Source organism: Nostoc sp. PCC 9305, from assembly GCF_963920915.1.
Lineage (GTDB): Bacteria > Cyanobacteriota > Cyanobacteriia > Cyanobacteriales > Nostocaceae > Nostoc.
This window is the reverse complement of sequence record NZ_CAWUDN010000154.1, coordinates 1-14052: the sequence shown is the minus strand read 5'-3', so window position 1 is coordinate 14052 and position 14052 is coordinate 1. Positions and strand designations below refer to the sequence as shown.

At 41.0% G+C, this 14052-nt stretch carries 9 protein-coding genes; 5 read left to right on the top strand and 4 right to left on the bottom strand.

The window, feature by feature from the left end; genetic code table 11:
• Positions 1-290 precede the first annotated feature (290 nt).
• Positions 291-2525, bottom strand: a complete 2235-nt coding sequence (locus tag ACM0OX_RS32895) for a pentapeptide repeat-containing protein (protein ID WP_414519143.1) — start codon at positions 2523-2525, stop codon at positions 291-293.
• Positions 2518-3531 carry a zinc-dependent alcohol dehydrogenase family protein gene (locus tag ACM0OX_RS32890; protein ID WP_414519142.1) on the bottom strand — a complete coding sequence of 338 codons (1014 nt, stop codon included), beginning with the start codon at positions 3529-3531 and terminating at the stop codon, positions 2518-2520. Before ACM0OX_RS32890 ends, ACM0OX_RS32895 begins: the two co-directional genes overlap by 8 nt.
• A gap of 335 nt (positions 3532-3866) precedes the next feature.
• Here ACM0OX_RS32890 and ACM0OX_RS32885 point away from each other — a divergent pair, with 335 nt between their 5' ends.
• Together ACM0OX_RS32885 and ACM0OX_RS32880 are read left to right on the top strand one after the other, a co-directional pair.
• The gene (locus ACM0OX_RS32885; protein ID WP_099104155.1) at positions 3867-4547 is read left to right on the top strand and encodes a HEAT repeat domain-containing protein; all 681 of its coding nucleotides are present in this window, start codon (positions 3867-3869) and stop codon (positions 4545-4547) included.
• Positions 4548-4622: 75 nt separating this feature from the next.
• Positions 4623-5189: a phycobiliprotein lyase gene (locus ACM0OX_RS32880; RefSeq protein ID WP_414519141.1), complete on the top strand. Its 567-nt coding sequence runs from the start codon at positions 4623-4625 to the stop codon at positions 5187-5189.
• A gap of 311 nt (positions 5190-5500) precedes the next feature.
• Here the strand turns inward: ACM0OX_RS32880 and ACM0OX_RS32875 are convergent, their stop codons facing one another.
• Positions 5501-6004, bottom strand: coding sequence for a 2TM domain-containing protein (locus tag ACM0OX_RS32875; protein WP_414519140.1), 504 nt, complete (start codon positions 6002-6004; stop codon positions 5501-5503).
• Between the two features lie 343 nt (positions 6005-6347).
• Here ACM0OX_RS32875 and ACM0OX_RS32870 point away from each other — a divergent pair, with 343 nt between their 5' ends.
• Together ACM0OX_RS32870 and ACM0OX_RS32865 are read left to right on the top strand one after the other, a co-directional pair.
• A complete protein-coding gene (locus tag ACM0OX_RS32870; protein WP_414519139.1) occupies positions 6348-7064 on the top strand; it encodes an ROK family protein in 717 nt (238 codons plus the stop codon).
• An 828-nt stretch (positions 7065-7892) separates the two neighbouring features.
• Entirely contained in the window at positions 7893-8447 is a 555-nt protein-coding gene (locus ACM0OX_RS32865) for a peptidoglycan-binding domain-containing protein (RefSeq protein ID WP_414519138.1), read from the top strand.
• A gap of 67 nt (positions 8448-8514) precedes the next feature.
• On the opposite strand, the gene ACM0OX_RS32860 is transcribed toward ACM0OX_RS32865, so the two are convergent.
• A complete protein-coding gene (locus tag ACM0OX_RS32860; protein WP_414519144.1) occupies positions 8515-10935 on the bottom strand; it encodes a sucrose synthase in 2421 nt (806 codons plus the stop codon).
• Positions 10936-12291: 1356 nt separating this feature from the next.
• Here ACM0OX_RS32860 and ACM0OX_RS32855 point away from each other — a divergent pair.
• Positions 12292-14040, top strand: a complete 1749-nt coding sequence (locus ACM0OX_RS32855) for a filamentous hemagglutinin N-terminal domain-containing protein (protein WP_414519137.1) — start codon at positions 12292-12294, stop codon at positions 14038-14040.
• The last annotated feature ends 12 nt before the right edge of the window (positions 14041-14052 follow it).

Genomic DNA, 14052 nt, shown 5'->3' with positions numbered 1-14052 from the left:
AAAAATCAAGAATAAGGGTAATGCTATTATTGCAAGTTAAATGTCCGACAGCTTATCAGTTTTAACCCAAGTTGTAGCGCAAGACTGATAACAATAAACAGCATAGTTACTTCCACCCTACAATAAGTAGCTGGGCACAATAAAAACAAACTGTGTGAATAAAAGCAAACAAGGTTTAAACGCTTTTTCTGCCTGCTCTCTGCTACTGCTTCCTGCTTTATACCAACGATAATTATTTACGCCGACCTAATTATCTTGCATCATATTAGCACCACTACGAAGTGCAGGGATTACTTTAGATAAATCAGCAAATTCAATCCGGGAATTGTGCGCGAAAGTGTCCACAAAACTAGGGTGATATAAATTAAACCCAAACTCCATTGATACCAAGCAAGTGCAGAGATAATACCTGGTAAATGTTCATCTCGCAGGCGAATGTCGTTAAATCCTAATTTAACTAGGTTGTTGAGGCTAAAATCATAGTAGTTGAGCCAGTTCCAACGGCGATCGCACAATAAGGGCATATATCGTTCCCGAAATGTCTGATTCCTTGGTATCACTGGCAAACGTCCAATCAATAATCGTAGCTGGCGAAATGTGCCGTCTTCTGTAAAGTAAGAAACGTCCATTAAGTCATGATAACGACCTTGTTGGTAAAGTCGGATCAATAAAGCCATTGGGATGGGAACAAGAATTATTAACAGACACCCCAATGTCAGCCAAGGTTGTTCAGCATTGCGAAAAATCGCTAGTAAGCTGAAGAATTCTAAAACGCTAAAACTGACTAATATCGAAATGGTTTCGTAAGATGTAGGAATAATTGGTACGGGATGCAGCCGACGATAGCGATCTACTAGCCAAAATAGTAAGCCGAAATAAGCGATCGCAACTCCTCCCACGCCAAAAACTAACCAAAAATTCGTACCATAGCCACTCAACAACAGCAACACACTCAACGCCAACCAACTCCAAGCTTGCAGCAACCACCCAACGATGGAAAGGGGTTCACCAACAATTAAGCGATCGCTTAGTTGGGTATATTTTTCTAAATCGATGTCTGCTATGGTGAGTAACTCACTACTGTTACGAAAGGATTTTACCAGACGACGCTGGGCGATCGCTTGGGCTTGAGTTGCAGAAAAACCCAGATTCATCAAATTTGCAACAGTTGCACTATTAATATTTGTAGCCGTCAAACGATGCCCAAACTCGATTAATCGCAGTCGTTGTTTTGTGTATTCCAGTTCATTAGCATCGGCTACTTGCTGTTGCTGACGGAAATTTTGCCCCAAATTCCGCAAGATGTTTTGATTACCTTGCAATGTTGAGATGCAGAACATCTGACCAATCTCACCAGGATTACCTAAAATTTTCGCTTGGTTAGAGTTAAAAGTTAAACCAGGTACGCTTAAACAAGCCTCTTTAGCAAACCTGGCATCACTAAAATCTGCTTGGTTCAAAATGTTTGCACCTTGCAGATTTACCAATTGGTTAAACTCCGCTTCTCGGAAGCTTACACCTTGCTCAAAAGTCGCTTCTGTTAAAAGCAGGAACTGATTAAAATCGGCTTTAGTAAACTGGGCTTGATTGGCAAAATCCACTTCTGAAAAATCAGCATTTCCTTGCCATTGGACACTACTGAATTTAGCCAATTGTTTAAAAGTTGCTTGGTTAAAGTTGGCAGTTGTCTCAAAGATACTACCTTGAAAATCAGCGAGTTCCCGAAATTTAATTTTTTTAAAGTTAGCTTTTTCAAAAAATATACTGCCCTGAAAATTGCTTGGTTGTTGGAAATTAACACTGATGAAACTAACGGGACGAGCAAATCTGGTTTCAGTCCAGTTAGTGGGTTGGAGAAAAGTTGCACCTTGGGCATCAACAGACTGAAGAAAAAATGTATTGGAGAACTTCACTTCGCCGTTGAAGCGAGTTTGCACCAGTGTTAAGACACCACGAAAGACGGCGATTTCACTGGCTGGGGTTGACTCTGTTCCCAGAAGCGATCGACAATCTTTGGAGTTGGGTAAAGCGATGGCCAGTGACTCTAGACAAACGAAGCGCAAACGTTCTAGTTTTTCTTGTTCGGTAGCAGTGAAAATGGGTGCGATCGCTTTTGCATACAGTGGTGTTCTTAAACCCAAATCGCTACCGATAAAATCCCCTAAAATCAAAGCGTAGCTGAGGTCTAAACCTAGAGGTTTTGTACCTAGTTCTTTTCGCAGTAGTTGGTAAAAAGCATCACGAAAGCTGGCGTTTTCTGGGCGTAAATCGATCGCCATTTTCTGCAAATCTACGGTCAAATTTCCTTCGCGGAGTGTGGGTGTGCGTAGTCGTTCTTGTAATAATTCTAGGGTTAAGGGTGTGCGTTCTGGTTGTGTTTGTGCTGCCGAAGCTGGGAGGGGGAGGAGGAGAAGTAAAACGCAAAGGAACGCAAAGGGAAGCGCGGAGGTACGCAGAGAAACTCCTTTGTGTACCTTTGCGTTTAACCTCTGCGTGCCTTTGCGTTTAAAAGATAAATTATGCAAATTCGTCACTAATCAGCAGAACAATTTTACCTGCCACAGACCCGCTTTCAATTAATTGGTGGGCTTTAGCTGCTTCTTTTAAAGGAAATTTGTGACTGACATAGATTTTTAATTTGCCTTCATCGATCCAGGTGGCACATTGTTCGAGAATTTCTGCATGATGGTGGAGACTATCTTGCAATCCTAGTAAGGCTGGTGCCAACATGAATTCTAAACCAATGCGGAGGTTGCGAGTTCTAGCAGTTTTCCAAACAGTATTGGCATCTGGTTCGAGAATAGTAACAATATCGCCATAAACTCGCACTGCGGGGAAGGTTTTGTGAAAGGTTTCGCCGCCTACGGTATCAAAAGCTAAGTCTACGCCTTCGCCACCAGTCCAATCTAATACCGCTTGCACAAAGTCTGTTTGTTTGTAAAAAATTACACGATCTGCACCAAGTTCTTTGACAAAATTAGCTTTTTCCTCAGAACCCACGGTGGTGGAAACAGTAGCACCTTTGAGTTTTGCCAATTGAATTGCTACATGCCCGACACCACCAGCACCCGCATGAATCAAAACCCGATCTCCAGGTTCTAATCGTCCCCGTTCATATAAAGCTTCCCAGGCGGTGATTAATACTAAAGGCGCTGCTGCTGCTTCGGCAAAGGAAATAGAAGCGGGTTTACGTGCCACAAACCGTTCATCTACAACGGTGTATTCAGCGTAATTTCCTTGGTGTGCGCCCAAGCCACCATAGCAAAAATATACTTCATCATTTACGCGAAAACGCTGAACGCCAGCACCCACGGCTTCAACGATCCCTGCACCATCACATCCTAAAATTGTCGGCGTGCGATCGGGGTAGAAACTGCCTCGACTCCGAAGTTTAGTATCAATGGGGTTAATGCCAGCCGCCACCAAACGCACTAAAAGTTCAGTATTCCCGACAGGAACAGCGGGGTTTGGCACATCCTGTACTTGCAGAACTTCGGGACTGCCAGCTGCTGTCATCAAGACTGCTTTCACAACTCTTTCCTCCTGGCTTTAGATGCACGTTCTTATGCAACTTTAGCGTAAGAGGGCGGACACAAAGCTATGTTTGAGGGAAAAGTGCGATTTTTGACGACAAGGTGCGATCGCCCTACATCTATATTCAACAAAAAACTGGCTACTGAAGCTTTGAAGATTATCCCTTAATTACTGCTAAATTCAATATATAATCTCACGTAAGTAATATTTGTTTATTCTTCACTCATAATTGAGCAATTTTGTAAAGTCGCCAAACTCCTACTTCACGATGCCGACAGCCTGATGAACAGATCGAGTAAATTAAGATAAGTAAAGAAAACGCTTTGAACTAAATGGCAGCTCTAAGCTTACAAGAAATTTCTACTCAGTTAGAAAGTCCGAATTTACGCGATCGCATGGTAGCCCTTGCTAATCTGCGTCATGTTGCGGCTGAGGATGCAGTCCCTTTGATTAAAAAGGTACTAGACGATGAATCTTTGCAACTGCGATCGATGGCAATATTTGCTCTGGGAATCAAGCCAACGCCAGAATGTTATTCTATTTTGGTAAAAATTCTCGAAAATGACCCTGATTATGGTATACGTGCTGATGCCGCTGGTGCTTTAGGATATTTGGGTGATGCCAGAGCTTTTGAGGTGCTTTCACGAGCATTTTATGAAGATACTGATTGGCTAGTGCGCTTTAGTGCAGCTGTTTCTCTAGGTAATATTAAAGATCCTCGTGCCCGTCAAATTCTTCTTCAGGCATTGGATAGCAAAGAAGTAGTGTTACAACAAGCTGCAATCTCTGCACTGGGAGAAATTCAAGACATCGAGTCTGTAGATAAGATCCTACGTTTTGCCGAATCAGATGATTGGTTAGTCAGGCAGCGTTTGGCAGAAGCCTTGGGAAATCTTCCCACTCCCAAGAGTGTCTCAGCTTTAAAATACCTGGAAAAAGACAATCATTTCAATGTTGCTGAGGCAGCCAGAATTGGCCTCAAGAAGCTTGAGGAAATAGGCAATCAAGCTTAATATTAAAGCCTCCTACTACCTTTTAATAATAATTCAGTGGGAATTTTAGCATTTTGATGCAGGGTAATTTCATTCATGAATATTGAAGAGTTTTTTCAGTTAAGTACTGGTAAATGGTTTTCTCATCGTACTAGTCAACATTTGGCTTTTAACCAATCGGAACATAGCAAGTCAGATATCATCATTGAGGCGTTGGCATTAGATCGTCCAGAAGTTATCAAGCTGTGTCAAAGTTACAACATTAATCCTAGTTCTGCTTCCTGTGCTACCAAAATTACCTGGAACGGCACAATGGACAAGGATCAAGCAAAACACACTGGTTCAACTGTGTTGGTTTCGGTACCTGATGCGGATAATCCGGCCCAAGGCAGTTTACTGAGAGAAATAGTTGATGCCAATAAAACTCCAGTTCCCGGACGCTATAAATTTGACAGTGATGGTGCTTTAATCCTAACTACAGAGGATGAAACCATCTTTTCAGAGGAACGTCTGTGGTTTGCTAGCCCCAATTTGCGAATGCGGGTAAACGTCCTCAAAAGTTTTGGTGGATTTAGTATCACTTCCTTCACTTCTGAGATTCGTATGGGTGGCTTTCCACCAGCCGAGAAGGTTTCCGAGGCGGCTAATTCAGTATCTAGTTAGTTCGAGCGAGCGTAAAAATTCCCCCCGTTTCTGGCTACGGTTTACACAGTAGGCGTTTCTGGGGGGAATTTAAGTAGAGATGGGTTAGCGTTACAGCACTGACAGCTATTATGCAATACAGACCCCCAGGGAATAGAATTCCTTGTCTAATGGTGCAAGTCCTCTAGAAGAGGACTAGAAAAACTTGGGTTAAAGCACTGACAGCTATTATGCAATACAGTACAGTTTTTCTTCTTGCCCTTTTCTATCATAGCTTTCAGCTTTGAGGATGTACCTCATAGCTGCCGGAAGTGCTGTAAGGAAAGTTTTGATTAAGCCTGTAATACCTTAAACCACTTATTCAAAACTGTGCTGATGGTTTTCTTAATCTGATGGTTGCGACTCCATTTTTGGAATGCCATTTCATACTCTTCACCTTTGATTTGAAAGGTATTCCAGACATCAAGCGCTACAGGCAATCCGCAGAATAGTAAAATGTACAGCGACCAAGAAATTCCGCCGCCAGTGATTAAATCAAGTAGTATAAAAAAGCCATTGAAAATTGCATATTTGCTTAAACGCTTCTGAAATCTTCTGATGCGGTAGGCGTCAAAAGCTTTTCGTTGTTGGAGTTGCCCCTGTTGTGCTACCCAATCGCGTTCTGCTAATTTTAAAGACTCAGGTGAAATTTCTAACTCAGCAGCAATTTCTAATATATGCTCATAAGAAAATTCTGTGTCTTTATCATCTGCTTGACGAGCGATCGCTAAGTGCAGAATTTGTTGGACATCTTCTTGGCTATACGAGCGGATGCTTTGAGGTTCAAACGCCGTCATAATTCTTTCTCTTATATTACTTTTAATAGAAATTTGCTGCCCGATAGATTTTAAGCAGCTACGCCAGTACTATCTCTATTATTCTTAGATTAACAAATCTAGATGCTGTCCGGCATTGAATGTATGGGATTTTTAACTTTGGGTATTGGGATTAGGGGAGAGGTAATAGGTGACAGGTGATAGGGAATAATCTTTACCCTGTACCCTGTAACCTGTAACCTGTACCCTATTCCCTTCCTCACTCCCCACCAATCTAAAGACTCTCCAAACATCCAAGATATTATCAAATGCAGCAGAGCATAATTAATAACGAAATAACAAGCATTAACAAGGATGTAACTCAATGGTTGAAGAAAATGGATCGATTCGTACCCTATCGGTTGATATTGGCGGTAGTGGCGTTAAGGCTATGGTTTTGGATATTACGGGGCATCCTGTAACGGAAAGGGCGCGTTTAGATACACCGCAACCTGCAACACCGGAGGTTGTAATTAATGCAATTGTAGTTTTAGCCGCTGCTCAAGGTGAATTTCATCGCGTTTCAGTCGGTTTTCCCGGTGTGGTGAGGTGTGGAGTCACGGAAACAGCGGTAAACTTACATCCAGATTGGATCGGATTTGATTTGGAAACAGCATTATTAAAACACTTAAACAAGCCTGTACGGGTGATTAATGATGCAGATATGCAGGGATTTGGTGCGATCGCAGGTAAAGGTGTCGAATTGGTGATTACTCTAGGTACGGGATTTGGTTCGGCTTTATTTATAGATGGTAAGCTGGTACCAAATATGGAAATGGGGCATCATCCGTTTCGCAAAGGAGAGACTTTTGAGCAGCAGTTGGGGCGTGCAGAGTTAGAAAAAATTGGTGAGAAAAGATGGAATAGGCGTTTAGAAAAAGCGATCGCATCTTTGCAACATCTGTTTAATTATGACTACCTTTACATTGGCGGCGGTGAAGCTGTGAAAGTGAATTTCCAGCTACCGTTAAATGTCAAACTCATCCCCAATATCACTGGTTTATTAGGCGGTATTGCTTTGTGGCGAGATGAAAAAAGGTAAAAAGTTTTTCAATATCCACAACTGATAGTAGTAAGCCTACACGCTTTTTGATTAAGGTGCATTCTTTCTCAAAGTTTCAAAATGATATAAAAATTAACACAGATTAGCCAAGAGAATTGCACAAACATTATGTTCAGTGCCTCTGTGTAATTTTTTCATGTAGTATCTAAACTTTAACTCAAATTTAATACCGTGCAACAAGGTTGTGCGGTTTCATTCTTTTGAGGTGAAAGTGTGCGCTTTTCAAGAATAGATTGAAAGAGCGACATAAGTTGCGATTGATAAAAAGTTTATCACTCCCTGTAAAATAGAAAAAAGTATTTTAAATTAAGAGCTTTTAATCAATAGTTAAAAAACTGCCTTGATGAATTCAGTAGTATTTTTACTGGCAGTATAAACATGATAAAAGCAACATCAGCATACCAAGCACCAGCTAAATATAACTCAATACGGTTCAGTTAAGGCTAAAACTCTTTGTCATAGTTAATTTTTTTAACGAACCACAGAGGCGCAGAGAACACTGAGAGAAGAAAGAAACGCTTAACTGAACTGTATTGAAATATAACTAGGTAAATTTGTTTGATGACATTCCCTGGCGATCGTATAGTATGTTATTGTCTAAACCATTGATTTAGATAGTATGTCTGATAACTTTATGGCTTGATTAATAATATGAATCTGATTAAATGGAATCGCAGGTGAGAAAATATGAACATGAAAATATTATCTGGAAAAATTAGTACATGACTTTTTTATTTGGTCAGTATGTACTATCCCGGACAGCAAATGTTGGTTAAAAAAATATTGGTTGAAGTAAAATAAACTAAAATGAATGAAATTGGCCTGATGATGACGGGCGTATTAACAATAAGACAAGCATCTGGGGCCAATTTGCCACAGCAGCAATTATTTCAGATGGAAAATGACGTAAACCAGTCAAAACAGAATCAGTTAGAGATAGCTGCTAAAGTTACACCACCTGAATTTATGCAGACAGATGAGATTTCTCAGGCTTCTCTCTCAGCGCTGAAACTAGAAAAAGAACACATACTTCAGAAAATTAGCAAAAAGAATCTGGGACTAGTTTCTTCTAACTTAGGTAAGCCTAAGAAGTCTTTTCAGTCTGTAGGTAAAGTCCGTACAAAGGCTACAGGAAGGTTCCAGAAGTTTAGTAGCCAACCTCTACCGACTCTTTATTTCGGTAGTTCTGGTATTGCTGTCAGAGCCTTACAACAGCTATTAGTGTCTAACGGTTATGCTGTGAGAGTAGATGGGATTTTTGGCGCACTAACAGAGACTGCTGTCAAAGCCTTTCAAAACCAGCAAAATTTAGGTGTAGATGGAGTAGTTGGTCAACGAACTTGGAGTGCGTTGACAATTTAGTTATTTGTTGATTGTCCTTAGTCATTTGTCTTTAGTCTTTAGCTAATGACAAATGACAAATGACAAACTAACGGTACTGATGCTGCTCTAATAGCTGTTGCGCTCTTGGTTTGTAAATTAAATAGAACAAAGCCTCGATATAGCGCAATAAATCTTCTCGATTTTCCTTGGAAGTAAAGTTCCAGAAACCATAAATCCGTGCTAATGATAACAGCTTGCTAGTGTGAATTTTCCAAGTATAGGTGCTATAAACTCGGTCAATCCCTCGCTGGGAAATTTCACTCCAATAGTTAGGATTTTGTTCGCATTTAGTGATGAAGTCCACAATTTTGGTAGCTGTCTCCTCTAAATTCGTTGGGTTAATCAAAAATCCATTCACCTTATCTTGAATAATCTCTAATGGTCCGCCAAACTGGGTGGCAAAAGTCGGTAATCCTGAAACCATCGACTCTAAAATTGTCAAACCAAAAGCTTCAAATAAAGCTGGTTGTACAAAAATTCCCTGGCGATCGGCAATGACTCGATAAATTTCACCAGAATCAGTTTTAGTCAGGCGCACACCTAACCAACGAATTTTACCGTGGAGATTGTACTGGTCAATTATTTGGTAGAGTTTGATAATTTCGTCGCGTTCTTCGTTGTCACCTGATTCTTCGACGCGTAATTTACCTGCTACCAAGATTAAGTTGCAATGCTCTTGTAATTCTTTACTTTGACCATAACATTCAGCTAAACCTGTGAGGTTTTTGATGTGGTCAAGACGCGCCATTGAGAAGAGAGGGCGCTTGTTAGGATCGTCGAGCTTGCCAAAGATTTGCGTGGGGTCTTCCAGAGTAAAGAGTGTTTCTGCAAGGCGTTGGCGATCGCTCTCTACTCGGTCTTTATTTCGGGTGTAAGGGAAGTAATTATTTTCGTTTACTCCCGGCGGTACAACATTAAATTTGGGACTAAATAATTCAATGCCATTGGTAACATGATACAACTCCGGCATGGTAAAGCACTTATAAGATTCGTACTGTCCCACACTATCCGGTGTTCCGACAATTTCTTGGTAGGTGCTGCTAATCACAAAATTGGCAGCATTCATGGCAATCAAATCAGCTGTAAATTGCAATGAAAAATGATATTTATCCTCTAACTCTTGCCAGTAGAGATTACTGAATAAGTATTTAGATTTTTCCAAAGCATGGGCAACATTGCATTGGGTAACTTTCAGCCGTCGCGCCAGCAAGAATGCTATTAAATTTCCATCAGTATAGTTTCCAACTATTAAGTCAGGTGTGCCGTGAAATTCTGCCCGTAGTTCTCTTTCGGAATCAATGGCGAAAGTTTCTAGATAAGGCCAAAATTCAAACCGGGAAATCCAGTTTTGAGTCATGTTAGGGTTAAATTCCCGTAAAGGCACTCGCAAAATCCAGGCATTTTCAGTACCGTGGACTTTTTCTAGCCGTTGATTACAAAGAGTACCATCACTATTGGGAATCAAACGGGTGAGAATAATTACCTTTGGCTCGACATTCAATTTCTCTAAACCCGCAAGCAGAACATCTTCTTGTAGCTGCTTCTCTAGGCTCTTTGCCTGGTCAAGGACGTAAACTACCTGACCACCTGTATCGGGACGCCCTAAAACTCCCTCTTGCCCAAACCAACCGTGAGCTGACACCAAGACGATTCTAAAAATCATCGGGATGCGAGAAATGAATGCTTCTAGGGTCTGAGGATCGGCAGAATCAATCAATTCATCGAGAATATTTAAAGTTTCCCGCACTCGCGCTGCGGTGTTACCCCAACCCGGCTCAAAACCCATTGACTGCAATTGGAAGCGGAATTGTTCGTAGGGTTCATCTGCGGGGCGATTATCAACAAAACCGATCGCTTTCTTAACTTGCTCGGAAAGTTGCTGCTGTGATTGTATGCGATCGTTGACTAGCAGTTGCACACCGTTGTAGTGGTGCAGGCGCAAGAAATTCAATAAGCTGTCCAGCAATTGTTTGGAGTCTTGAAATATTTTGCTGGATAGATAGCGGTTGAGGAATTGCACCCCTTTACCAATATTTTTGGGGTCGCGGATGGTTGGGGTGTAGTCATAAAACGGGCCGAAGTCCAATTCTAGCAGGTCGCCCTCGTTGGGATGAAATTTGTTCACCAAGCGATCGCGCAGATCCAACAAATCCTGCACCGTCATCGGCTCAATGCTTAAGTCTGATGTCAACCAATAAACTTCTTGGCTGGCAATCTTAGAACGAATGATGAAACAAAAGTTTGAGTCCTCCTGAATTATTTCCTGAGTATAGTAAATGAGTTTGCCTAACTCCGAGGAAGTGTAAAAGCCTTCAGGTTTTTGGGACTTGGAGCAATACTCACTATATACATTGAGTATGTCGTTCCGCAGCAAGTACTTTTTTTCTTGTTGGCGTAATTCACTCAGAAAGGAACGTAAATCACTTCTTTCTTCACTATCTAAGACTGCTTGAAGCAATTCAGACATAGCAACTCCACTAAATGACGATGTTTGCATTGTTAACTTTCTAGGCGAGACAAATAAGCCTGCACCTTTTGTTAGACACATATAAACACGAAACAACACAGATAAATTATATTTATCTGTGTACCTATAAGTATCAACTTTTCAGTAGGCACTTAAATCATGTTCTACTTTACTTAAAGTATCTATGACTCAGTGTTTTTGGATCTCACTAAAGGAATACAATTTTTATTTCTTTTGATAGATGTTAGTAAATAACTGCATCATAATGTTTGGGGCACAAATTATCACGCCCTCAATTGCTTAATGTAATCTTTACTATATCATTTATTTGTGTATCTTTTGATGATCGGCACATACAGCAGAATTTAGGAGTTAGAATGGGCTGCGCTGCGCTAACAGAAGTAAAATGAGCCTTGAGACTTAGCTTGTGTAGTTCACCAACTGGAAATCTGTTGTATGTAAGGTAAATAATTTCCAAAATAAAATATGATTTCTGTATTATTAGGACTTACGCACAGGTAACGGAAAATCGAACCACAGAGACACAGAGTACACGGAGGAATAAGAGTTTGAGACGTATTTTGCGTAAGTCCTGATTATGTTAATTTTGAGAATAAGTAATAGTCTGGGCATAATCTCTTTTTAAATATTTGAAACAAAAGTTAATAGTTTTTCTGAAGTTTAACTATTTAGTTCAACTTAAATGAATTAAAATAAATTTTTGTTCAAAGACATACTAGTATTGATTTTCCATAGTTATAATTTAGGCAAAAGTTGTTTAAATTTGGTCGATTTATATGGCTACCAATACAGATAAGTTAACAGCTTCTGACCACAGTATAGGCAACATCTTGATTATGTCTTTACTTGCCTTCTGTGGGCTGACTTTGATCGTTCTCATAGGCATTTTTTAACAGTTAAATGTGCGTCAAAAAACTTTTAAGCTTAGATTCCCGACTTTTCTAAAATGTCGGGAATTTTAATATGAAAGAGATTTATTTAGAGGTCGTTTGAACCTAGATTCCGTAGGTTTAAGGTCAAATTGTGGTATTTTAAAGTCTAAGTGAATGAAAGTAGTGATGGCATTTGCAAATGAGCAAATAAATACCGTCCATTGAAACCCAAAATATAGACCATCTGGGGATGGTATCACAGGCGTAGGCAATTTCTAGGGTGGTTTGCGTTAAACATCGGCGTGCTTCATTCTAAATAGAACAAGTCGGATTTCTTTGCACGTATGATTTCGCCATCTTCAATATGAACCAGAACTGAAGGTATTAACCTGACGAACACTAATTGTGGTTAACTCAAAAAAGAGTTCATCTGTTACAAAGCTTAGGGGGTAGGATGTTTGGGATGACTACTCGTTGGTGTTTGGGGATTGGAATTGGAGGTGCGATCGCTTTGGGTGCAAATTATGCTTCTGCTCAAATTACCCCAGATCGCACTCTGCCTAATAACTCTGTCGTTACACCAGATGGCAGCATTCTCAATATCACAGGGGGAACGCAAGCAGGAAGTAATTTGTTTCACAGCTTTAGGGAGTTCTCTGTGCCTACTAACGGCGCTGCTTTGTTCAATAATGCTGTAGATATTCAAAATATCATCAGTAGAGTAACGGGTGGGTCAGTCTCTAACATTGATGGGTTAATTCGCGCTAACGGTACAGCCAACCTGTTTCTGATTAATCCGTCGGGGATTATTTTTGGTCAGAATGCTTCGTTAAATATTGGTGGTTCTTTTGTAGCGACTACTGCTAATGCACTGCAATTTGGAAATATCGGATTTTTTAGTGCTACCGATCAAAATATCCCTTCACCGTTGTTGACCATTAATCCTTCAGCATTGCTGTTTAATCAAATTAATCAAAACGGAGGGATTCAAAATAACTCAATAGCACCCACCGGAACAGATCCAGCAGGCTTTGATGCATTTGGTTTACGAGTACCAGATGGAAAAAGTTTACTGCTGGTGGGTGGTAATCTCAGCATGGATGGGGGACAATTAAATGCTTTTGGTGGGCGAGTTGAGTTAGGAGGGTTGGCCCAAGCTGGTACTGTAGCGCTGGGTGTAGATGGCGATAATCTCAGCTTGAAATTTCCTGAGAATGTTGCACGAACTTCAGTATCCCTTACCAATCAAGCTGCAATATATGTAGAAGGGGCTGGTGGCGGTGATATTGTAGTCAATGCAAAGAATCTAGAGATATTGGAAGGAAGTATTTTAAGCGGTGGTATTGGGGCAGGTTTGGGGACACCTGAAACAATTGGGGGAGATATTACGCTTAATGCTACCGGGGAAATCAAAGTTGCAACCACTAGGAGCAGAGTTGTCAATGTTGTAGGCTTGGGGTCACTTGGTAATGGCGGTAATATTACTATCGACTCTGGTTCCTTCATACTACGAGATGTTGCTCAACTTTCTACCTCAATATTTGGGCAAGGGAATGCGGGGAATGTGACAGTGCGAGCACGTGATGCTGTTCTCCTTGCAGGTAATGCTGCCATCCTCAGCGCGGTGCAACCAGGGGGTGTTGGTGAGGGAGGCAATATCGATATCAATGCTGCAACACTTTCATTAATTGATGTTGCTCAACTGGCAACAGTCACTCGTGGAACATCTAAGAACCAGGCAGCAGGACGGGGGAATGCAGGCAATGTCAACATTAATGTTACTAACGCTGTTGATATTGCTGGGGAGAAAAACGGTTTTCGCAGTGGGATTTACAGCCGGGTGGAAACAGGGACAGTTGGTAATGGTGGTAACATTACTATTAATTCTGGTTCTTTATCGTTACAAAATAAGGCTCAACTACAAACCTCAACATTTGGACAAGGGGATGCGGGGAATGTAACAGTGCGAGCAAGTGATACTGTTTTCCTTGCAGGTCAACCAACTGGTATCCTCAGCACGGTTGAACCAGGGGGGGTAGGTAAGGGAGGCAATATCAACATTAATGCTGCAACACTTTCATTAGTTGATGGTGCTCAACTGCTAACCATTACTCGTGAAGCATCTGATACCCAGCCAGCAGGACGGGGGAATGCAGGCAATGTCAACATTACAGCATCTACGGCTGTTATGAGGTACAGTAGCAGCAACTAGCAAACCAGTTTC